Source organism: Pseudomonas caspiana (genome assembly GCF_002158995.1).
In the GTDB taxonomy this organism is placed as follows: Bacteria; Pseudomonadota; Gammaproteobacteria; order Pseudomonadales; family Pseudomonadaceae; genus Aquipseudomonas; species Aquipseudomonas caspiana.
The window spans coordinates 1-22,725 of the sequence record NZ_LOHF01000025.1 but is presented as its reverse complement, the minus strand read 5'-3'; the positions used below and the strand labels follow the sequence as shown (position 1 = coordinate 22,725).

The window sequence follows — 22,725 nt, the reverse complement described above, 5'->3', positions numbered from 1 at the left end:
TGAGCAAAAATGGAATTTAAATTTCTGGACACTGCACATCTCCCTGACTTCCCCACTGAAAACGGTGGCCTTGATGATGCTTTTTTGCGTGCTCACAATCTTATGGATGAGAATTGCGAGCTTATTAGAGATCTGGCCTCAAGTACTTCACTCTTCGATGCCCCCTCCATTCGACTCTTCAACTGCGACCCGTCCGCCCCTGACGTGGTTGACTGGGTAATTGAATTTGGCAAGGCGCCTGCTGGATGGACACCCAAATCGGCCTATCCAAGTATCGACTGCGATGAAAGCGTTCTGGCCTCAGCACTTGGGTTGACGGATATCAAACTCTGGTATTCCTCTGTGGATTTCGAGGCGCAAAGCTGGTTCGCAGGATCCAACGCCGATAGGCTGCTGATTCGATCGTGGGCTCAAGACATCGCACCCGATTGGCCCACTGACCTCGGATTAATGCGGGCCGGGGTCAACTTCACTGCGAACGCGATGCTTCTGGACTCACTTGATCAGCAGGTGCGCCAGCACTTTGGGCTGCGTGACAACCTGCGGGTCAATGGCGCTGTCGGCGTTGACGAAGATGGGATATTCATCGAGCTGGAAGGAAGTATCAGTACTTTCGAGTATCCGATGCTCAGTGGAAAATTGAAGCCCAGCTTGACGGGTTTGCGCGTACGAGTCAGTGGTCTTAATGAGACTAATAGCCTGCCGGTGCTGCAGTTTTCGTTGATTGGGGAGTTGCAGGTCGAGGGCAATAAAGCCAATGTCACGCTGGATATCTCAAGCAACGGCAAAATGCTGGATCTCTTCATCGAGACAGGGAGCCCCGACCATTCCTGCAAAGGTTGGCTAGCAAGCCTTATTCCGGACTTCGAACTTGATTTAAGTGATCTGGCAACAGGGGCTAAGAACTGGATACCTAACTTGCGGAGTTTTCACACTCGCCTACCAATGAAAGGTAAAGAAAGCACCTCGGCGACAATTGAACTGGGCTTCAACGACGATCTCGTTCTGTTCGACGAAATGGTCAATCTGAAACCCTCTCTCATACTGCGCACGGACTTTACGGCCAAGGGAACGGAGGTTGTTTTGGCCAGCCAGTGGATCATTGGCCCGAACGATGATGAAGCCGTATTCGACCTTTCAATTACCTTGCCTTCGGGTGATGCGTACATGGCGTTGGCCCCTGGCTGCACGCTGCATCTGCCCGAAAAGATCACTCAATTGCTCTCCCCGCTTCGACAAGACCAGGAAACGCTGCACATTGCGCATCTGGAACTCGAGGGCAGTGTGAAAGATAAGTTTTTCTCGCTGGAAATCCTGACGATGGGGTTTCTTGCATTCAAGATCAATGACAGTGCCTTTGAAGTGGGAGATGTCGAGCTGACGCTCGAGATTGATGATGGGCACTGGTACAGCCGGCTTCAGGCCACACTGGCTATCGGGCGATATACGTTCTTGCTGTCGGCACACTTCGATAAGACCGCGAATTTCATGGTCGAAATTCCAAGCTTGTTTCTTTCTGATCTGGCCAACGACCTCTTCAAAATCGAATTGCCCGCTGAACTCGCCGACGCGCAAATCAACGCTTTTAAGATGAGCCTGAGTATTGGCACTGATACCCAATTCAAGTTCTCAGCAACGTCAAATGCCGTACTGAAGATAGGCGGTGCCGCCGTCCATTTGAAAAGCCTTGAAGTCAGTTACACGCGAAACCCCGGTCATTCATTCGAGCTGAACGGTAAGGCCGCGATCAAAACCGGTCAAACGAGTGCCGACCTCGATCTTGTCTACCAGGCGGGAACCTGGCACCTGACCGGTGATATCAAAACCCGCATCGACCTGGCAGCCTTGCTCAATGACATGGCGAGCGAGATTGGCTTCCAATCACCGCTGGGGCAGAGCACGGTCACGGTCAGCTCACTTTACCTCGACATCCGCCTCGGAAAAGCCGGCACTCGTTTGGGGATTCGTTGCGAGGTCGAGATCAATGACGCCCGATACTCACTGGTGTTGATCGCCGCCAAGCCGATTGCCGAACACGGTACGACGACTGCTTGGCAACACTTCTTGCAACTGGATGTGCCTACCCTGGATCTGTTCAAGCTGCCTCTGGTGGGGGGCCCGATGAAAGCAGCGACTCACGCAGTTCGGTCGATCACTCAAGAGGCTGGGAAGGTCGATGTCGCCGCCATTGATGACCTGAGCTTGCGCTTGTCCAGCACTTGCAACGACGTCGAACTCGGTACCTTGTTCAAAGGACTCGACGACCAAGTGTTTCCCGCCCCGAAAAAGCTGGGAGGCAAAGCTTCGGTGCGGGCGAATCTGACGCTGATAGATTACAAAAAAGTGATCGATTACCCCGTGGAGAAAGAAAAGCCTGCCCCGTCAGAATCGCTGGCCCCTGTACCAGAGGACAAAGCTGCGAAAGTGCCCGTCGTATCGACAACGCCTGCCACCGCCGTGACAGACCCGGAGATACCCACCAATCCATCAAAACCCGTCACAGCCCCAGGGTTTACGCCACCCGTGGGAGCCGACCGGGGATGGTGGCTGCCATTGGGGCGAAATCTGGGGCCCGTCACGTTCGAGCGTCTGGGGATAGCAACTGATATCGCGAGCGTCAGCTTCATGCTTGATGCCTCCGCCCGCCTTGGCCCGCTCAAACTGGGATTGCTGGGTCTTGAGATGAAAACCCGGATCGGTTTGCCGATAAAACCAGACTGGGGCCTCAAAGGGATGACAGTCAGTTGCACGACCGACGCCTTGAGGGTGTCCGGCGGGCTGGTGAAAAGGCAAGAGAACGACTACGCGGGCACTGTGATGATCGGCTTCGGCCAAGTCACACTCAGCGCAATCGGCTCCTACTGCCAGACACCGGCAACTGACAAAGAACTGGCAACCACCCACGTGGCCATTTTTACCGTACTCGACACGCCCCTGGGCGGTCCGCCCATGTTTTTCGTGACCGGACTGGCCGGCGGTATTGGCTACAACCGAGACTGGAAGAACGTGAGTCTGGCGCAGGTCGCCAATCACCCAATGATTACCGCCCTGGAAAACGGTACCGTCGATAACAGTGCCATCGACCGGTTTGAAAAAATCAGCAGTCCGTCCAGGGGCGATCACTGGGTGGCAGTCGGGGTCAGGTTCACCTCGTTCAAGATTCTCGAGGGCAAGGGACTGTTGGTGTTGTCGCAGGGTGAGCAAACCCAGGTCAATGTGATGGCCAAGCTTGACCTCAACTTCCCCCCTGCCAAAACCGCTGGTTTAAGCCTCGCACCTCTGGTGCATGCTGAAATCCTGATGCAGGCCCAGTACCACCCCGCAGTGGGCGAGCTGAAGGTCGACGGGATGCTTGCGCCCGGCTCCTTCCTGCTAAGCAAGGATGCGGTCATCAGTGGCGGCTTCGCCTTGTATTGCTGGATGCAGCCCAGTCAGTACGCTGGCGACTTCGTAATGACCCTGGGCGGCTACCACCCTGGCTTCAAAATTCCGGCCCATTACCCTCGGGTAGGGCGACTGGCGCTCAACTGGCAAGTCTGCGATCAGGTACAGATCAAAGGGGAGCAATACTTCGCACTGACGCCTTCAGCGGTAATGGCCGGCGGACTGTTGCAAGTCGACTATCGCTCCAGTTGGGGCACAGCAACGTTCAAGGCGCAGGCGGATTTCATCATCTTCTTCCAGCCCTTCGCATACGCCGCTAACGTCAAGATCGCCGTACATGTAGAGGCAGAAATCGAGGTCTGGCCCATCACGCTTAAACTGGCTCTGGACCTTGCGGTGTTCATGGAGATTTGGGGGCCTCCTTTTGGCGCGCTGGCAAGGGTCAGTTTTTATGGACTCAGCAAAGACATTTTGATCGGTGAATCTAAAGCTCTTGCCCTGCCCGAGGTAAGCTGGAGCGATTTTCGCGGCAGCTTCCTGCCATTAGCCAACGCTGGAGAACGGAAAAATGAAAAGCCCGAGGTGGTAGGGACGACGACCGTCACTGACAGCCTCATAACACTCACCGCGCGTTCAGGGCTATTGGGCAAAATCGATCCACTCACGAATCTGCCGCTCGGCCCGGATGCAAATGCCGAACAAAGCGCTGCTGCCCACTGGCTGGTAGATCCTGGGACGCTGGAGATTGATCTGACGTTGTGCATTCCCACCAGGACCCTTGATGTCGACGGGCAGACACACGGGCCAGGTCATGAATTCGGCATCGGACCGATGAACATCGCCGCGCAGGATCTGGAAGTCGTTGTCACGGTACAGACAGCGAATGCCGGCCACTGGGTGGTTTGCCCGACACTCACTTCGGTCGCGATGGGCCTGTGGAATCCATCGGGGCGCCCTGCCCCCGGAACCTTACCCAAAGACCAAATCCTGACCGATTTGCTTACGGGTGCACTGCTGACGCTTGAAAAGACGCCTGCGGCCGAGCATGCGCCTGTTGTTGTGAGCGATCTCAGCGAGCATGACAAGCAAGCCTTCTGGGTACGCCCCGTGCACCGTCCTGTCGTTGCAAACCCTGACATGAGCCAGTTGAATGACTCGATCCATGCACCGAACGTTGCAACTCGACGCATGGAGCTGCTTCGGGCCATTGCTGTCGTGGATCAGCAGGTCGCCAATGACCTGTCCAAGCGGGCCTCTCGTGATGGCGCCATCGTGCAAGCAAGCATCCCGGTGCGCAAGACGCCCACCCTGGCGGACAACGCAGTCACCACGCCATCACGTCTACTGGTCGATGCACCGCGTATATGCCGCTGGAGGATTCAGTAATGGACAATTCAAAGAAAAAAACGGTTTACCTGCCCTCTATCCGGCCAACGCTTGTGTCAGGCAAACACACAATCAGAATTCGGCAAACCGTCAAGGACACGCGAGGATCGGTCAAACCACTGGAAGTTTTCGAACGTTCACAAACCATCGTCGTGGAGACGCTCAGACACCAGATCGATCCGCAAGGGGTCCACGCCTGTTACCCACCGGACGGACATCAGGGGCGTTTTGAAGGAACGCTTCCGTATGTGCTGTTGAATCAGGCAACCCTGCCCTGGCAATTAAGTGCCGACGCCTGGCCCGGCCCTGAGAGCCCGCCGTGGCTCGCACTGTTGGTGTTCGACGAACTGGACCCGCCACCTCTGACACGCCTCGCGATGCCTGAAACCCCGGTAAAACCTAAAGCTGGCGAAGCCGAAATCAAACCGTCCGGACAGATCATAACCCTTTCAAAAAGTCAGTTCGAGCGTCTGGCGCCGACACTCGATGACTTGCCTTGGCTCGCACATGTGCGACGGGTTTCAGTCGCCGATAAGGCGGCAGCCAGCGATGATTCGCCCGATAGCGAATATGCGGTAGTCGTCGGTAACCGGCCCTGTCAGGCCGGCCGCCGTTACGTTGTGCACCTGGTGGCGCTCAATGGCCTTGGCAAGTTTTTGCCTGGTGGTGAAACACAAGACGGTGAAATCGAGTTATCAAGCTTGTTGTCCTGGAGTTTTGGTTGTGCGGATAACGATCACGATTTTGCCAGCCTGCTCAAGAACGTCGATCACGGCCCAATGGCGCAGCCTGTCAGCGTACCGCAAGCGGATGACTCGCCAGATGTAAGCCTGGTCAAGGAGTCCTACGCCAAAGGGTACAGCGCGCTGGATCATCAACTTCGCGATGGGATCAACACGGTTTCTTGGTATCGCGGGCCGCTACTGCCAATACGAGCCAATCCCCTTGAAGTTGCCGTCTCGACCAATAGCGCTGACGCCCTGCTGCGCTACGACCCTGAACTTGGCATGTTTGACACCGGATACGCCGCGGCTTGGCAGTTGGGCCGACATCTGGGGTTAGCGAACAATGCGTTCAGCAACGCTCTGCATCGCTGCAAGATCCAGTGGTATCAGAACTCCGATCTCAGCGCTTTTCAGACACAGCCGACTGAATCGCCTGAGCGTATGCCGGGCATTGAGTCCGGCGAGATGCCAAGCAATGCAGTACTGCCCCGATATTCGATAGCAGCGAATATCTACGATGTGACGTTTGATGCAAAACAACTCAGTTGCTGGCTGCGCACTCCGACCAATGTGAATACCGAAAAAGGCATCAGCGCGGATCAGATCATCGTCCAGAACTGGCTCAGCCATTGGCTCCTGCTCTATGGCGTACCGCTCGGCTACCTCATTCCGGAGCCGGCGATGGTGCCGCCGGAGTCACTGCGTTGTTTCAGAGTTGATCGCAACTGGCTCCGAGCCCTGCTGGATGGGGCCTTAAGTCTGGGGGGCGATGACCCAGCTCGTGAGAAAGGCTTGCGCACTGTCTTGATCGAGAATGCGCTGCAAGAGGTTTACACGATTCGACGCTCGCTGATCGACGAAAGCAAAGACGAGGATGGCTCCGAAACCTCGACAGATGTTATCAGTGGCTTCATCCTTCGCTCCCGTGTGGTATCCGCCTGGCCTGGCATTGAGGTCAGGGGCTTCTCGTCAGCCGACAGTACCGAATCGCTGCCACTGCTTCGGGCGGAGAACCTGACGCCTGACCTTCTTTTGTGTCTGTTCGATGGCCAAATGCGCCGCGTTGAACTGATCGAGCCTGCCGAAAGCCAAGGCTTCAATTTCCCGAAAAATGCTGTCCTGCGCGGTCCAGTCCTGGCTGCCGCCGAATTTGCTAAATGTCTGGGCGCAAAAAACTCAGCCGATTTCGCCGCAAGGCTCGCAAGTAATAACGGCATCGTCACGTTCAGAATCAAGGATCAGAGAGCATGAACCAGGACAATCCTACTTCTAATTTACCTACGTTGATTGTTCCCATGGATCTGGAACTGCTGCGCGTTGGGCAGTTCGACAGCAAATACGAGGTGCTGGGCCCGACGTATGACTTCATGCATTTATCCGGCCCCTCTCAACCATCAGGCCAACGGCGCCCAAACCTCACACAGTCCGTGCTCGAAAGCGGACACCCCTTTGCGCAGGGCAAAGGTGCGCTGGTGGGTATCCACCTACACTGGACCTTGCCTGAGGCGCTGCGTCATGCAGAGCAGGATGCGGCCCCGACAGGGAGAGCCCGCAAGGGCGGTGGATTTCCGAACACGCCAAACCGCTGGTTGATCACACGTGTGTTGTTCAAGCCGGACGGTGCCTGCGAGTCGCGGCGCTGGGTGGTTGAAAGTGACCGCCTCAATAATGCGCCGCCTGCTGGTCTTGGACTCATCCACCCGTCAGTACCCGTCGACATGGCAACGCGAACCCAACGCAATCAATACATTGGTCAACATTTTCCAGGTGACGACTGGTGCGAAACCCCTGGGAGTAAACGTTACGCTCCGCTGACCGCACTGGGTTATGGCGATCCGACATTCGCGTCGTTCTATCCCAATAGCGCTAGCGTATTTGGCTTCTATGACGATATGAAAGGCCTGCCCGTCGGTAAAAACAAACTCGCGTATCACGTAGTGGGTTGGTATAGCCCGGAAATCAGTAGCCCTCTTTCCACGGATTCCGGGCTTGGACTGATCAAACGCTTTTGCACGTGGCAGGGCTATGAAAAAGAAAACGTACATCCCCACCAGATGCTGTGCAACAGCGCGCTACAGGAAGTTGAGTGGGATTTGAGAAACCGTTATTTCGAGACGCTTAAACAACAGCCACTGAGCTGTTCGATTGGCACATCGGCGCCCGAAGCCCTGTCTGTATTGGTGGCGACAGTAGCCAGTACTCCTGAGCTTGAGGGCGGTCTCAATGCGTTGCAATTTGGCCAGGTGCAAGCGTCTATCGAGCGCCCCGACGGCGCGGACATCTTTGCCAATCAGATGCACGAGGCGGGTTTTACCAGCAGCTCCGGCGGTAGTTTGTGGACGATCCTCCCACCCAAACAAACCGACAAAGCGACGCAGACCATCGCTTCTTTGTCCGAGGAAATCTCCAGGTTGCTGGATGATCTCTGCATTGAGCAGCAGGCATTGGATCGCCGCCGCGGCGAACTCACCCGCGCGCGACGCCAGTTGTACGCGGATTGGTACACATACCAGCTTGCCATCTATGCGCCAACGGGCGACCTGAGTGCCGAGACAATATTCCCCACGCTCATGGCACAGGCGAAGCAGATCCTGCTCGAGTCCCGGCAAGTTGATCAGAAAAAAATCCAGCTTCGTGAAAACGTGCAACACATCAAGCAACTATTGCCTTCCGGGTATCGGCTGGAAAGCCAGGCCGCGCCGCGATTCTGGCGAGCTCAGGACCCGTCGTTGATGTTGCTCGGCCATGAGCTGGAAACCCGGTCGTTGTCCACTCCCTTCGACTATACGGAGGGCCGACAGCTGCCATGTCGTCTGGGCGATCAGATTGTCACAGGAGTTACCTTGCCCGTTGAGGAGAAAGAATTACACCTTGAAACTCAACAATGGCTCGCACTGACGGCGAGCCCGGGTCTGCCAAAGGAGCTGGCTGCACCGATTAATGCTTTGGCAGCAGAGGCCGTTTTGTTTTCTTCCGAGGCGCCATCTCTTGTCCGTAAGCATCTAACAGAGCAGCAAGGTGAAACACCAGGCTTCGCGGAGGCGGCCTCTCAACTGTTTGACGAACAAGCCCAAGCCTTCTTGCTCGACGCTACGGCAGCTTCCTTCACTTTTCGATCAAAATTGCCGCCCCAATCGCCCAAACAGATGGGCAGACTGTGGGCTTCCTGGCTTCCCTGGCAGTTCCAGTATGAAGTCAGTCTCAAGCAACCCGGCGCAGACGCTTTTGGTCAGCCGGCGCTGATTAATCATCTTGGGTGGAACCAAGAGCACGATCTGCGTATAGACAATGATCTGGTCAAGGATGCCCCGGCCTGGCAATACAGGGGGACTGGCATGCTCGCCCACCACGGCACTCTTCAGTTAATCAATACAGTGCAGACAGTGCTCAGTCGTCAACCCGACGCTCCGGGGCTCGCTGACCTGCTTGAATGGATCGGCACACTGCCGCTGGCTACCCAGACGATGAGTGACTTCGGCGCCGGGCTATTGATGATCAGCCCGTCCGGGCAACTACCGGTCTACGACCCTTATCAGGATACGGATGACACCCTCAAGCGTCGTGATGACATCAGGCAGATCGCCGAGGCCGTTGGCAGGGAAAACTGGTTCGCCCCCTTGCAAGATAATCCGATGAATCCGTTAAGAGCGGGTGCGCTTGAGTTACAGAGACTGCGAATCGTTGACCGGTTCGGACGCTTTCAGGATCACTCGGCCTGCGATCCTGATTCGCTAGAGGTTCTGATCTGCAAACGTCTATTGCCAGAAACACAGTCAGATAATGTCCTACCCGTCGCTTCACTTCCCGTCAGAATCACGCGCCCCGCACGGCTTCAGTTTCGATGGATAAGCGCCAAGTCAGACACCGTACAAAGCAACTCCCACCCTTCCACTTCCCCCATCATGGGCTGGGTGGTACTCGACAATGTCGACGGCGGTATTTCCTTCTTTCAAGCGAATGGTGATTCATTGGGCACACTTCGCTGCAGTGCTGGCGCAGATGCTCGGGTGCTGTGGCAATCACCGCCGCCGAATGCCCGTTTTCTCGACGATCCAGGGGAATCACTCAGGCCTGCTCACCCTGAGCTAACTGCGTTCGTACACACACTTCGCGAAAGTGGCGTGGAAGGCATCCGCAGGTTTCGTATAGAGACCAAGGCACAGTTGCATAAGATCCAGCCTGACTCGAACAATGCAGATGACGCCATCGCCCTGTTGTTGGGGCGCCCTTTGGCCTTGGTGCGTGCCACACTTGCACTTGAGCTCAAAGGCGGCCCGGCAGTCGATCATTCGTGGGATGCGTTGCGACGCCGTATTGAAAACACCATCAGCCAGCAGAACGAGGGCATTCGTGCCGTGGAGCTTCCTGTTCATTTGGGCGCATCCGATCACATCAAGGATGGTCTTGTGAACTACTGGCCAGTGGCAAACGGCGTCACCGATTTCAATGCACCTCATGTCTCAGCACACGCGTTGGCGGGCTCTCCCGCTCAGCGATCGCTGGTAATACGAGCGGAGGCAGAGCAACCGGTAACGGTGACCATGTTGATTGATCCGCGAGCGGTCGTGCACGCCACGACCGGCGTTCTACCTGTAAAGGCCATCACACTGCCCGCAGCTCACTTCACCAGCGCATTGAGTCGAATGAAAGTTTTCCTGCGCACCGGCCCCCTCTTGAAAGCGGCTGGCTCCAGGTTATCGTTGACGCTTCCCGATACCACGCATGGTAAATGGGTCTGGCATTCCGCTAACAGCACGACGCAGCAGCTTTCACGGGATATGAACAATAACGATCAATTACAACCAGTTCGGCAGGAGATAATCGACGGTTGGATCTCTCTCCAGGAGTAGGTCGTGCACAAGGGCGACGAGTTCACCGGCCGGATGCTGGGGCGATCTACTCGATGGAGATGGAGATGATGGCAGCGATCGCTCGAATGGATTATGAGCAGCGCCGCGAGCGCCAGGCGCAGGGTATCGAGAAGGCGAAGGCCGCTGGCAAGTACCAAGGCCGCCGGGTCGACGCCGATCTGCACAAGCGCGTGAAAAATTTGCTTGGTGCCGGCCTAGGTATTCGCGCAACTGCGCGACACGCATACAGTTCAACCACGACTGTGCTCAGAATCAAAGATATGGAAATCTAATACTTCACTAAATTTTCTTCTGTACTCCACTTGGAAGCCGCACCATCGACGTTCATCTCATCAATGACCGCTCTTCCTGCGCCATCCGTTGTGGGGTAGACATAAGCACCACTGAACCCTGCAATGGTGCATAGCCTGAGCAAGCTGGAAACCTCAAATACAGGAAGCGTAATTTTCAACAGCGGCGACTCAACGGTATCGAAGAGGTACTCCTCAAGCCCCTTGATTAAAAAAACTCCCTCTACGCTCTCCTGAATGCGGGTGTACAGAAAACAGACCTCCTTGGGCGGCAAGGTGCCAGCTTATCGATCCAGGAGAACGGTGCAAGACGATCTCAGAATGACGGTGCGCGCGATCAGTATTCAGCGCCCAAATCGCAAGCCGGTCATCCTCCTTCCAGTCTGCAAATCTGCTTGAAATTGAACCTGCAGCGAAATACGCAGCTGCATAAGCCTTTGTTGTCCAGTCCAGAAGGCGAGTAGGCACTCCGTGATGCTGCGCCATGGCCATTAGTCTCGTAATCTTTCATCAGACCAGAGGGCAGGCTCCTCGATGAAACGAGAGGGCTTGGAGGAAATCAGCACATCCTTGCGAAACTGCTGAGAGTCATTCGGAATCGCAATCCCCAAAGAGTCACATTGCTTCGCAAAGTTAGCCAAATAAAGCTGCTCGAGATGCACCATCATGCCGGCATCGACTTTTCGATCGCTGGAGATGACAGGTGGTTGATTGCGAGCACGAAGAATCGAAGGAATCAATGGCCAGGTTGCGTCAGCTTGGTCTCTGAATATCTAACTCACGCCGCCATTCAGAGGCTGGTTTTTCGGGGACAGTTCATCCCAAACCTCATCGGCTTTGTCGAACCTGAGTTCTTTAAAAAGGGGAAATTCTCTCTTCACGCTGGCTGACTTCCTCGGAGGCTTGGACGCTGCGAGGCTCTTTGCACCTTCCTGCCCACATGACCGGAAAATGAATTTTCGAAAAACGCTGAAAGCGTTGAATTAAATGGTGTCCCAGGGCAGGTTCGAACTGCCAGCCTTCCCCTTAGGAGGGGGATGCTCTATCCAATTGAGCTACTGAGACACAGCGGGCCAGCACACAGATTGGTGCCAGCGAGGACGGCGTGCATGTTAACGACACAGGAGCACTTTGTCATGTCGTCTTTGGCTTACACGGCTGTGGTCAAAATCCGTTTATTTTGCCGGAAATCTACACAACCATGCATTTTGCAATGCACCACATCGCCACCATTGCAAAACGCATGCAGCGCGGCCACTCAATCAATTTTAACTACTTGATTTATAAGGATTTTATACATTATGCGAGTTGGCATGCAGACTGCAATACCTCATACGGTAGAGCCCCTTCCTTAAGAAAGTTCCGTTGGAGGTAATTGAAAATGAACATCGCCCTTTCAGTGTTGAACGTTGCAGCGCTAGTTACACTGGTGGCTTTTCATTTTCAAGACGACGGTAAAGCAGAGCAGACTGCTCTACAGGCTCAGCCGCACCACCTGCTGCGTCAGGCTCCTCAGCTGGCGATCATGACCGATCGCAGTAATCACCCTCAAGCGGTCACACTCGCCAATGACTCCGAGGCAGCTGCTTCGAACTCAGCCAGCGTGAGAGCAGAGCCTCGCTGGGTTTTTTAAAAGACGTTCTGAGCCTCTGATTGCCCCAACGAAACCACGGAAAAGAGAATTACCATGTCCAAGTCAGCTTTATCGTTCATCACCCTGGCCCTGTTGGCTGTAGTGTTCGATTACCAGCTGCCCGCCACCGCTGAAGACTTGAGCAGCGCTGCAAAAATCGCAGCCGGAGTTTTCGGCGTATTGTTTGTGGTAGCACTGGTTCTCGGTCGCCGCATCAAGTTTGATCCCGTTCTGCGCTAAGAATCACTCCTCTCTGACGGCTCACCCGAGCCGTAATTCCGCGACTTGATCAAAGCTCCAGTGGACTATCGTCACGTCCGTCGGCCAGCGCTCGTATTCCGTGGATATCCTTCTAAGCTGACAAATAGCCATCATGGCAGTCTGAGCCCCGGTAAATCGGCACGAAATCGAACCTGGCTGATGAGTGGATGGATAAGCGCTTTGCAAATTCGTTCGCAATTCTGATAATCGGTGCTGGCTAATCGCCTTTATCTGAGTCAATATTTGTCACAGAATTGACGCCAAGGATCTGGCAGATTGGGGCATGATGCTGGCCTCGTTGAGAATACGGTTGAACATTTCGCTAAATGGGCTGTCTCAGATTTACATCCATGCGGCGACTTGCAAGAACCGCTCCCCTGAACTAACCGGTTAAATATATGAGCCCTATGAAACAGGCTACTTATTCCAGCCGCACGGCTGACAAGTTCGTTGTACGTCTACCAGACGGCATGCGTAATCGTGTGCAAGAGGTAGCTAAAAACCACCATCGCAGCATGAACTCAGAAATCATTGCTCGCCTCGAACAAAGCTTGATTCAGGAAGGTGCTCTGGGCGACGAACCTAGCCTGCGCCTTGATAGCCCTGAGCTGTCACTGCATGAACGTGAGTTGCTGCAGCGCTTTCGTCAGCTGTCGCACCGTCAACAGAACGCATTGGTGTCACTGATTGCACACGACACCGAGCTGGCTGCAGACAACGAAGACTGATCGCCACATCGAAGTTTTCAAGCCAGCTTAATTGCTGGCTTTTTTATGCGTGGTCTTTTAGTTGTTTTTATTTGCGCAGTACCGCGCCGCAAGGCAAAAACGCTGCGCACAAAAAAACCGCCTGCCAGGGCGGTTTTTTTATGCAGGCTAAACAACTAAAGCAGGAAGATAGTGGCGAGCCCGAGGAAGATAAAGAAGCCACCGCTGTCGGTGACAGCTGTAATCATGACACTCGCTCCCATCGCCGGGTCTCGTCCGAGCTTGGAAAGCGCCATCGGGATCGTGACCCCCATCAGTGCCGCCAGCAGCAAGTTGAGTGTCATGGCCGCCGTCATCACGACGCCCAGCGACCAACTGCCGTAGAGCAGATAAGCCACAACACCGATTACGCCTCCCCAGACCAGACCGTTGATAAGCCCCACTGCCAGCTCTTTGCGCAGCAGGCGCTTGGTATTACCGGTATTGACCTGGTCGAGCGCCATAGCGCGCACAATCATCGTAATGGTCTGATTGCCCGAGTTACCGCCAATCCCGGCCACAATCGGCATCAGGGCTGCCAGCGCTACCAGCTTCTCGATAGAACCTTCGAACAGGCCAATCACACGTGAAGCCAGGAATGCAGTGATCAGGTTGATCGCCAGCCACGCCCAACGGTTATGCAGTGAGCGCCAGACGGAAGCAAAAATATCTTCCTCTTCACGCAAACCCGCCATGTTGAGGACTTCGGTTTCGCTCTCTTCACGAATGAGGTCAACCATTTCGTCGATGGTCAAACGGCCGATCAGCTTGCCGTTCTTATCCACCACCGGTGAGGAAATAAGGTCATAACGTTCGAACGCCTGAGCGGCCTCATAGGCATCGCCATCCGGGTGGAAACTCACCGGATCATTTGCCATGACCTCCGACACCTGCTTCTCGGGGTCATTGACCAGCAGACGTTTGATCGGCAGCACGCCTTTGAGTACGCCATCGTAATCGACCACGAACAACTTGTCGGTGTGCCCTGGCAACTCTTTCAGGCGACGCAGGTAGCGCAGAACAACTTCAAGACTCACATCCTCACGGATAGTGACCATCTCGAAGTCCATCAACGCGCCGACTTGCTCTTCGTCGTACGACAGGGCAGAACGGACACGCTCACGCTGCTGAGTGTCCAGAGCTTCCATCAGCTCATGAACAACATCACGAGGCAGCTCGGGAGCAATATCCGCCAGTTCGTCGGCGTCCATTTCCTTGGCGGCAGCCAGAAGCTCGTGATCGTCCATGTCGGCGATCAGCGTTTCCCGAACGGAGTCGGACACTTCCAGAAGAATATCGCCGTCGCGCTCAGCCTTGACCAACTGCCAGACCGTCAGACGATCTTCAAGCGGCAAGGCTTCCAGGATATAGGCGACGTCGGCGGAGTGAAGATCGTCGAGCTTGCGCTGCAATTCGACGAGGTTCTGCCGGTGAACAAGATTTTCTACACGGTCTTGATTCTGACCTTCCTGACGGTGGGTCAGATCTTCAACGACACGCTGGCGCTGCAGGAGCTCGATAACCTGAGCCAGACGATCCTGCAAACTATCCTGCGTTTTCTTTACTTCAATTTCGGACATAGGCGAACTCCACTCCCAGCAGCGGAGCACGCCGGGAGATCAATCAATTAATGCATGATTGCTTAAAAAATCGGTTGAGTAACTACTGGGTAAGTCCATGGAGGTTTTCCACAAGCCCCGGCGGGGCTGACGGGCGCAATCATACACCGCTTGCCCCTATTGCACGCTACAAAATTCTGGTCAGAACAAGCGCTTGCAACACAAAGTTAATGATCTGTGCGGCAATAGACGTTGGACGACACATCCCGCCAACAAAACACCCCACTCAATGAAATGACCTTGGCTAGGCTTTTACGACACTGGTCATGGAAGACGCCAAAATGCGCCACAAGCCCGCCTGTCTTTTGGGGTTCGCCCTGCTCTGTTCATCCACCCTGCTTCAAGCGACCAGCGTTCTGCGCTGCGAAGACGCCACCGGCAATATCACCTTCACCACCCTCGGTTGCCCGAGCGGACAGGATATGCGACGGCAAGAGGCTTACAACGCACCGCCCGGCAGCTCAACGCCCCTACTTCCCGGCGCGGAGCAGGCGGATAGATCTGCTCGCAAGCCAGTACCACCAAAAGAACTGGTGATTGTTGGTCAGCGTGACGACGGATGCGGCAATCGCCTGAGTGCCGAACAGCGTCGACGCGCAATCATCAATCAGCAAACGCCACCCGGCATGACACGCAAGGATGTAGAGAACTTGCTGGGCAGCCCCGACAAGGTCGTGAGCAGAAATGGAGAGACGCGATACGTGTATAACGAGAAGAAAGGCCGCAGTAGCCAGGTCACATTCGACGAGCATGACTGCGTAAAAGGTAAACGCTAGAAAGCAAAAAGCCCGTATCAGACGATACGGGCTTTTTGGTGTTTGGTGCACTCGACAGGATTCGAACCTGTGACCGCTCGGTTCGTAGCCGAGTACTCTATCCAGCTGAGCTACGAGTGCATTAGCGCTTGATAAACCAGATCACCGCTGGTTGAAGCAAGTTATCCGCATTACTGCAAACAACCTTTAAATGGTGCACTCGACAGGATTCGAACCTGTGACCGCTCGGTTCGTAGCCGAGTACTCTATCCAGCTGAGCTACGAGTGCATTTGTTGCCGCGCATTATAGGCCGTCGAATCTTTTGGTCAAGAACTTTTTTCTAGTAAATTCAACAACTTACCGATTAAAGCCAGATACAACGTACTACGCAAATAATGGCGGAGAACGGGGGATTCGAACCCCCGACACCCTTGTGAGGTGTACTCCCTTAGCAGGGGAGCGCCTTCGGCCACTCGGCCAGCTCTCCGCAACACGGGGCGTATAATAACCACCCTTTTCCCCGTTTGCAAACCAAAAATTCAATAAAAATTAATGGCTTGGTTCTTCGTCCTTCTCTTTCTTGATGCGCAGGTAAATCTCTTCACGGTGAACAGCGACTTCCTTGGGCGCGTTGACACCGATACGCACTTGATTACCTTTGACGCCCAGCACGGTCACGGTGATTTCGCCATCACCAATGATCAGGCTTTCTGCGCACCGACGAGTCAGAATCAGCATACCTTTCTCCTCACGCAATACATTCAGGGACAACAGTCTGCAAATCGAACGCGACACCCGCGAGTAGCGCGGCTGTAATCAGAGTATCGACCGGGGAAAGTAAAAGAACAGTTTTCGCCCGGCAAGAACGCAAAGGGCGCAGTCAGACCGCGCCCCTGCCGATACATCACTCGCCCTGTCGAGGCGCATCCAGCTCAAACGCCGTGTGCAGTGCACGCACCGCCAGCTCCAGATACTTCTCTTCGATCACCACCGAAACCTTGATTTCCGATGTCGAGATCATCTGAATGTTGATGCTTTCCTTGGCCAGCGATTCGAACATACGGCTGGCAACACCGGCATGAGAACGCATGCCCACACCAACGATCGATACCTTGGCGATCTTGGTGTCGCCAATCACTTCACGGGCATTGATTTCACGCGCGGTGTTTTCCAGTACCTGCGAGGCAGCCTGGTAGTCATTGCGGTGGACCGTGAAGGTGAAGTCGGTGGTGTTATCGTGCGCAACGTTCTGCACGATCATGTCGACTTCGATATTCGCGGCGCTGATCGGCCCGAGAATTTTGAACGCCACACCCGGGGTGTCTGGCACGCCACGGATGGTCAGCTTGGCCTCATCGCGGTTGAAGGCGATGCCGGAAATGATCGGCTGTTCCATGGATTCCTCTTCATCAATGGTAATGAGGGTCCCTGGACCCTCCTTGAAGCTGTGCAAAACGCGCAGCGGGACGTTGTACTTGCCGGCAAACTCCACCGCGCGAATCTGCAATACCTTGGAACCGAGGCTGGCCATTTCCAGCATCTCTTCGAAGGTAATCTTGTCCAGACGCTGAGCCTGGGAGACCACGCGTGGATCTGTGGTGTAAACACCATCGACATCGGTGTAGATCTGGCACTCATCGGCTTTCAACGCCGCAGCCAGCGCCACGCCGGTGGTATCCGAACCACCACGACCCAGGGTCGTGATATTGCCGTTCTCGTCCACACCCTGGAAACCGGCGACCACAACGACACGGCCAGCCTTCAGGTCAGCACGAATCTTCTGGTCGTCAATCTGCAGAATACGCGCCTTGTTATGCGCGCTATCCGTCAGGATGCGGACCTGATTACCGGTGTACGACACTGCTGGCACGCCACGCTTCATCAGCGCCATCGCCAGCAGAGCAATCGTCACCTGCTCACCCGTCGAAACGATCACATCCAGCTCGCGAGGAACCGGTTGATCGCTGATCTGCCTGGCAAGGTCGATCAGGCGATTGGTTTCGCCACTCATGGCAGAAAGCACAACCACGAGGTCATCGCCCTGCTCACGGAATTTCTTGACCTTGTCGGCAACCTGCTCGATACGCTCAACAGAGCCCACCGAGGTGCCTCCAAATTTCTGTACGATCAAAGCCATCTCAAAGCCGCCTCTGCCCCCTTGAGGGCGCCCATTAAACGTTAAATCCAAGCGCCGGGCTGCCGCACCAGTGCGCGGCAGCTACGGAAGGTCGACTTAAATACCCTGCTCGACGAAAGGCACGGTCAATGCCAGCGCTGCATCCAGCGCACCTGCATCCACACCACCACCTTGCGCCATGTCAGGACGACCGCCGCCTTTACCACCTACGGCCGCAGCGGCCTGTTTCATCAAATCACCGGCTTTGAGTTGGCCAGTCAGGTCCTTGGTTACGCCTGCAACCAGTACGACCTTGTCTTCATGCACACTGCCGAGCAGGATCACTGCGCGGCCGAGTTTGTTCTTCAACTGATCGACAAGCGCCAACAGCGCTTTGCCATCCTGACCGTCCAGGCGCACGGCCAGCACTTTCACGCCTTTGACATCCAGTGCCGAGGAAGACAGATCGTCGCCCGCTGCGCTGGCCGCCTTGGCCTGCAATTGCTCCAGTTGTTTTTCCAGCAGACGGTTGCGCTCAATGACAGCCGTCAGCTTGTCCAACAGATTCTCGCGGTTGCCTTTGACCAGGCTCGCGGCTTCCTTGAGCTGATCTTCTGCAGCATTGAGGTAACCCAGCGCCGCTGCGCCGGTGACCGCCTCGATGCGTCGTACGCCAGCGGCGACGCCGCCTTCGCTGACAATCTTGAATACCGCGATGTCGCCGGTGCGATTGGCATGAATACCACCGCACAGCTCAACGGAGAAATCGCCACCCATGCTCAGCACGCGCACGCTGTCGCCGTATTTCTCGCCGAACAGCGCCATTGCGCCACGCGCCTTCGCGGTTTCGATGTCGGTTTCGACCGTCTCGACTGCGGTGTTCTTGCGAATTTCGGCGTTAACGATGTCTTCCAGCGCTTTAAGTTGCTCAGGCTTGATCGACTCAAAATGGCTGAAGTCAAAGCGCAGGCGCTGACTGTCGACCAAAGAACCTTTCTGCTGGACGTGCTCGCCCAGTACCTGACGCAAAGCTGCGTGCAGCAAGTGAGTCGCGGAGTGGTTCAACGCCGTAGCGTTACGCACTTCAGCATCGACTTCGGTGTTGACCGAAGCGCCGACCGTCAATGTGCCGGAAGCCACAACACCGTGATGCAGGAACGCGCCACCGGTTTTGGTGGTGTCACGGACATCAAAACGCACCTCACCAGCACTGAGGTAGCCGCCGTCACCAATCTGACCGCCGGATTCGGCGTAGAACGGCGTGGTATCGAGGACTACAACGCCCTCTTCACCTTCGTTCAACTGCTCGACTTTCTGGCCCTCTTTATAGAGAGCGACGATCTTCGCTTCGCCACGGGTTGCCTTGTAGCCGGTGAACTCGGTCGCCACATCAACCTTGACGAGGCTGTTGTAGTCCATACCGAACGAACTGGCAGAACGGGCGCGAACACGCTGAGCATCCATCTCGCGCTCGAAACCTTCCTCATCAAGGGTCAGGTTGCGCTCGCGAGCGATGTCGCCGGTCAGATCCATCGGGAAACCGTAGGTGTCGTAGAGTTTGAACACCACGTCACCCGGCACCACGCTGCCTTTGAGTTCAGCCAGATCCTGCTCGAGGATTTTCAGGCCCTGCTCCAGCGTCTTGGCGAACTGCTCTTCCTCAGCTTTAAGCACGCGCTCGATGTGCGCCTGCTGTTGAACCAGCTCAGGGAACGCAGTGCCCATCTCGGCCACCAGCGCCGCGACGATCTGGTAGAAGAAGCTGCCCTTGGCACCCAGCTTGTTACCGTGACGGCAGGCACGACGAATGATGCGGCGCAGCACATAACCGCGACCTTCATTGGAAGGCAGCACACCATCAGCAATCAGGAAGCCGCAAGAACGGATGTGGTCAGCCACGACTTTCAACGAAGCCTGACCGTCGTTGCTGCAACCGATCGCTTGGGCCGAAGCCGCCAGCAGGCTCTGGAACAGGTCGATTTCGTAGTTGGAGTTCACGTGTTGCAGAACGGCACTGACGCGCTCCAGGCCCATACCGGTATCGACCGACGGCGCAGGCAGCGGGTGCAGCACACCGTCAGCGGTACGGTTGAACTGCATGAAAACGTTGTTCCAGATTTCGATGTAACGGTCGCCGTCTTCTTCCGGCGAGCCCGGTGGACCACCCCAGATTTCAGGGCCGTGATCGAAGAATATCTCGGTGCAAGGACCACACGGGCCTGTATCGCCCATGGTCCAGAAGTTGTCGGACGCATACGGCGCGCCTTTATTGTCACCGATACGGACCATGCGCTCGGCGGGTACGCCGATGTCTTTGGTCCAGATATCGTAAGCCTCGTCATCGCTGGCGTAGACCGTTACCCAGAGTTTGTCCTTGGGCAGGTTCAGCCATTTTTCCGAGGTCAGAAAGGTCCAGGCGTAGGTAATCGCATCACGCTTGAAGTAATCACCGAAGCTGAAGTTGCCCAGCATTTCGAAGAATGTGTGGTGACGCGCGGTGTAGCCGACGTTTTCCAGGTCGTTGTGTTTGCCACCGGCACGCACACACTTCTGGCTGGTCACTGCACGGGTATAGGCTCGCTTTTCCTGGCCCAGGAAGCAGTCCTTGAACTGGTTCATACCTGCGTTGGTAAACAGCAGGGTCGGGTCATTGCCCGGAATCAAGGAGCTGGAGGCGACACGGGTGTGGCCTTGCTCTTCGAAGAAGCCAAGGAAGGCTTCACGGATTTCTGCGCTTTTCATAGGTTCTTCCACGGAGACTGCGGCCAGAGGCAAGTGCAAAACGTCATGTGACGTAGCGACGGCAAAGGGCCGCATTATATAGGCGTTGCGTCAACGGTACAGTCTGTTTGTACGATAGAACAAAGCTACTGGACTATCGGCGCCTCAAGTGCGGGAAAAGTCAGCAAATGCTGTGATTACGCTCTCCAGCTGCTGACGGGATATATCCAGGTGAGTGATCATCCGCAAGCGCGGCGCAGCGCTGAGCGTAATACCACGCTCGGCACAGAACGCCTTGAGCGCCTGAGCGCGATCACCGATCTGCACATAAACCATATTGGTCTGCACCGGCTCAACCGAATAACCCAGCTCTGCCAGTGCAGCACCTAAAAACGCTGCGTTGGCATGATCATCAGCCAGTCGCTCAACCTGATGCTCAAGCGCATACAGGCCGGCCGCCGCCAGCATCCCGGCCTGACGCAAACCGCCGCCGACCATTTTGCGCAAACGACGGGCTTTGTCGATAAATGCCTGAGAGCCGCACAGCACTGAGCCAATCGGCGCACCTAGCCCTTTGGACAGGCACACCGACACCGAATCAAAGTGCTGAGTGATCTCGCGTGCGTCAACACCCAGCTTCACGGCGGCGTTATACAGCCGGGCACCGTCCAGATGCAGCGAAAGGCCATGTTCTTGCGTGAATTTGCGGGCTGCGACTAGATAGCTCAACGGCAGCACTTTGCCCTGCATGGTGTTTTCCAGTGCGAGCAAACGGGTGCGGGCAAAATGAAAGTCGTCTGGTTTAATGGTTGCAAGCACTTGATCCAGGTCCAGCGAACCATCAGCCTGATTTTCCAGAGGCTGCGGTTGAATGGAACCAAGGACGGCCGCGCCGCCACCTTCATATTTATAGGTATGAGCCTGCTGACCGACGATGTACTCGTCGCCACGCTCACAATGGGCCATCAAGCCCAGCAGGTTGCTCATCGTGCCTGTCGGAACGAAAAGGGCAGCGGCGAACCCGAGGCGTTCCGCCAACCAGCCTTCAAGACGATTGACCGTCGGATCTTCGCCATACACATCATCCCCCAAAGGCGCCTGCGCCATAGCGGCACGCATTCCGGGAGTGGGCTGAGTCACTGTGTCGCTGCGCAAGTCGATAACCGTCACGATAAAGCTCCCTGAAGAAGACGAACCTCAGTTGTGAGGTTACGGGTAGGAATAATCAAGGTGCTGACGTGGAATTCCAAGGCTTACTTATAAGAAAAAGTCAGGACGACTGTAGGAATACGTCCAAGCACATTCCGCAAAACTGTGATAAAAAATGCCCGCCGCGGAAATATTTCAGCGGCAACGTTCTCAGGGCGGGGTGCAATTCCCCACCGGCGGTAATGACGCGCAATGCGTTTAGCCCGCGAGCGCCTGCAAACGCAGGGTCAGCAGACCTGGTGAGATTCCAGGGCCGACGGTCATAGTCCGGATGAAGAGAGAACGGGATTGGCACCACCGCAATGCATCGCGCATCGTCAAGAACGGATTTCGTTCACCTGACTGCCGGGCTTAGCCTGACCTTCCCATTCGATCCAAAGCGCCCTGTTTTTTTATAGACAGGAGACAGAACAGATGCAACCCACCGCAATCGACAGCAAAAGCAAAAGCCACGCAAACGAGCGCATCGCTTTTATCCAGGCCTGCTGGCACAAGGATATTGTCGATCAGAGCAAAATCGGCTTCATCGCTGAAATGGCTAACCACGGCTACACCGAAGCAGACATCGATTTCTTCGAAGTCGGCGGTGCTTTTGAAATCCCTCTGCATGCCAAACTGCTGGCCAACAGCGGCCGTTACGCAGGCGTCGTCGGCGCAGCCCTGGTTGTCGATGGCGGAATCTATCGCCACGAGTTCGTCGCCCAATCGGTAGTCAGCGCACTGATGCAAGTGCAGCTGGAAACTGAAGTGCCAGTGTTCTCGGTGGTACTGACCCCTCACCACTTCCATGCAGGCGAAGAACACCTGAAGTTCTTCTTCGAACACTTCCTGCACAAAGGCCAGGAAGCAGCAAAAACCTGCGCTGATACCGTCGCCAAAGTGCGTGCGATTCGTCGTATTGAAGGGCAGAAGAAAGTCGGCTAACTGCGATCGGCGACAAACCCTGTGGGAGCAATTCATCCCACAGGAATTACTGATGACGTGGGACCGGCTTCAGCCGGGAAGAGG

Annotated in this window: 16 protein-coding genes, 4 tRNA genes, 1 pseudogene and 1 riboswitch; of the genes and pseudogenes, 9 read left to right on the top strand and 12 right to left on the bottom strand. The window is 55.5% G+C overall.

Annotated elements, in window-relative coordinates:
• The first annotated feature begins 9 nt into the window (after window positions 1-9).
• The 4 genes and pseudogenes from AUC60_RS22775 to AUC60_RS22760 form a co-directional block, all read left to right on the top strand.
• On the top strand, window positions 10-4,770 hold the full coding sequence (locus tag AUC60_RS22775; RefSeq protein ID WP_087273087.1) for a DUF6603 domain-containing protein: 4,761 nt from the start codon (window positions 10-12) through the stop codon (window positions 4,768-4,770).
• Entirely contained in the window at window positions 4,770-6,746 is a 1,977-nt protein-coding gene (locus AUC60_RS22770) for a hypothetical protein (protein WP_087273084.1), read from the top strand. The genes AUC60_RS22775 and AUC60_RS22770 overlap by 1 nt, the downstream gene beginning before the upstream one ends.
• Complete coding sequence (locus AUC60_RS22765) at window positions 6,743-10,345, top strand: hypothetical protein (RefSeq protein ID WP_087273081.1); 3,603 nt, start codon at window positions 6,743-6,745, stop codon at window positions 10,343-10,345. The genes AUC60_RS22770 and AUC60_RS22765 overlap by 4 nt, the downstream gene beginning before the upstream one ends.
• Before the next feature lie 9 nt (window positions 10,346-10,354).
• A pseudogene (locus AUC60_RS22760) lies at window positions 10,355-10,638 on the top strand (recombinase family protein); the annotation flags it as partial.
• On the opposite strand, the gene AUC60_RS28205 reads toward AUC60_RS22760, so the two are convergent.
• The 4 genes from AUC60_RS28205 to AUC60_RS22750 form a co-directional block, all read right to left on the bottom strand.
• The gene (locus tag AUC60_RS28205) at window positions 10,635-10,931 is read right to left on the bottom strand and encodes a hypothetical protein (protein ID WP_238599627.1); all 297 of its coding nucleotides are present in this window, start codon (window positions 10,929-10,931) and stop codon (window positions 10,635-10,637) included. The pseudogene AUC60_RS22760 and the gene AUC60_RS28205 overlap by 4 nt on opposite strands.
• Window positions 10,852-11,142 (bottom strand): FRG domain-containing protein, encoded by a 291-nt coding sequence (locus AUC60_RS28200; RefSeq protein ID WP_238599624.1) that lies wholly within the window; start codon window positions 11,140-11,142, stop codon window positions 10,852-10,854. The genes AUC60_RS28205 and AUC60_RS28200 overlap by 80 nt, the downstream gene beginning before the upstream one ends.
• 5 nt (window positions 11,143-11,147) lie before the next feature.
• Window positions 11,148-11,396 (bottom strand): hypothetical protein, encoded by a 249-nt coding sequence (locus AUC60_RS28195; protein ID WP_238599623.1) that lies wholly within the window; start codon window positions 11,394-11,396, stop codon window positions 11,148-11,150.
• A 248-nt stretch (window positions 11,397-11,644) separates the two neighbouring features.
• A tRNA-Arg gene (locus tag AUC60_RS22750) sits at window positions 11,645-11,721 on the bottom strand.
• A 316-nt stretch (window positions 11,722-12,037) separates the two neighbouring features.
• Here AUC60_RS22750 and AUC60_RS22745 point away from each other — a divergent pair.
• The 3 genes from AUC60_RS22745 to AUC60_RS22735 all read left to right on the top strand — a co-directional run bounded on the left by AUC60_RS22745 (window position 12,038) and on the right by AUC60_RS22735 (window position 13,278).
• Entirely contained in the window at window positions 12,038-12,289 is a 252-nt protein-coding gene (locus AUC60_RS22745; RefSeq protein ID WP_087273078.1) for a hypothetical protein, read from the top strand.
• A 54-nt stretch (window positions 12,290-12,343) separates the two neighbouring features.
• Window positions 12,344-12,529, top strand: a complete 186-nt coding sequence (locus tag AUC60_RS22740; protein ID WP_087273075.1) for a PA3371 family protein — start codon at window positions 12,344-12,346, stop codon at window positions 12,527-12,529.
• Between the two features lie 419 nt (window positions 12,530-12,948).
• Entirely contained in the window at window positions 12,949-13,278 is a 330-nt protein-coding gene (locus AUC60_RS22735) for an Arc family DNA-binding protein (protein ID WP_027900088.1), read from the top strand.
• Window positions 13,279-13,433: 155 nt separating this feature from the next.
• Here AUC60_RS22735 and mgtE read toward each other — a convergent pair whose 3' ends face one another.
• Window positions 13,434-14,876, bottom strand: a complete 1,443-nt coding sequence (gene mgtE, locus AUC60_RS22730) for a magnesium transporter (RefSeq protein ID WP_087273072.1) — start codon at window positions 14,874-14,876, stop codon at window positions 13,434-13,436.
• Between the two features lie 320 nt (window positions 14,877-15,196).
• On the opposite strand from mgtE, the gene bamE reads away from it, so the two are divergent.
• The gene (bamE, locus tag AUC60_RS22725; RefSeq protein WP_405622959.1) at window positions 15,197-15,691 is read left to right on the top strand and encodes an outer membrane protein assembly factor BamE domain-containing protein; all 495 of its coding nucleotides are present in this window, start codon (window positions 15,197-15,199) and stop codon (window positions 15,689-15,691) included.
• 43 nt (window positions 15,692-15,734) lie between these two features.
• Here the strand turns inward: bamE and AUC60_RS22720 are convergent.
• From AUC60_RS22720 to ltaE, 7 genes are all read right to left on the bottom strand, one after another.
• Window positions 15,735-15,811 (bottom strand) — tRNA-Arg (locus AUC60_RS22720).
• Window positions 15,812-15,882: 71 nt separating this feature from the next.
• Window positions 15,883-15,959, bottom strand: a tRNA-Arg gene (locus AUC60_RS22715).
• A 108-nt stretch (window positions 15,960-16,067) separates the two neighbouring features.
• Window positions 16,068-16,158, bottom strand: a tRNA-Ser gene (locus AUC60_RS22710).
• A 62-nt stretch (window positions 16,159-16,220) separates the two neighbouring features.
• On the bottom strand, window positions 16,221-16,409 hold the full coding sequence (gene csrA, locus AUC60_RS22705; protein WP_002554426.1) for a carbon storage regulator CsrA: 189 nt from the start codon (window positions 16,407-16,409) through the stop codon (window positions 16,221-16,223).
• Between the two features lie 166 nt (window positions 16,410-16,575).
• Window positions 16,576-17,808, bottom strand: a complete 1,233-nt coding sequence (locus AUC60_RS22700; protein ID WP_087273066.1) for an aspartate kinase — start codon at window positions 17,806-17,808, stop codon at window positions 16,576-16,578.
• 96 nt (window positions 17,809-17,904) lie between these two features.
• Complete coding sequence (alaS, locus tag AUC60_RS22695; RefSeq protein ID WP_087273063.1) at window positions 17,905-20,529, bottom strand: alanine--tRNA ligase; 2,625 nt, start codon at window positions 20,527-20,529, stop codon at window positions 17,905-17,907.
• A gap of 144 nt (window positions 20,530-20,673) precedes the next feature.
• Entirely contained in the window at window positions 20,674-21,678 is a 1,005-nt protein-coding gene (ltaE, locus tag AUC60_RS22690; protein ID WP_087273060.1) for a low-specificity L-threonine aldolase, read from the bottom strand.
• A gap of 181 nt (window positions 21,679-21,859) precedes the next feature.
• A riboswitch (FMN riboswitch) is annotated at window positions 21,860-22,005 on the top strand.
• A gap of 126 nt (window positions 22,006-22,131) precedes the next feature.
• Between ltaE and AUC60_RS22685 the strand changes: the two genes are divergently transcribed.
• Window positions 22,132-22,641 (top strand): 6,7-dimethyl-8-ribityllumazine synthase, encoded by a 510-nt coding sequence (locus AUC60_RS22685; RefSeq protein ID WP_087273057.1) that lies wholly within the window; start codon window positions 22,132-22,134, stop codon window positions 22,639-22,641.
• Window positions 22,642-22,725 lie beyond the last annotated feature (84 nt).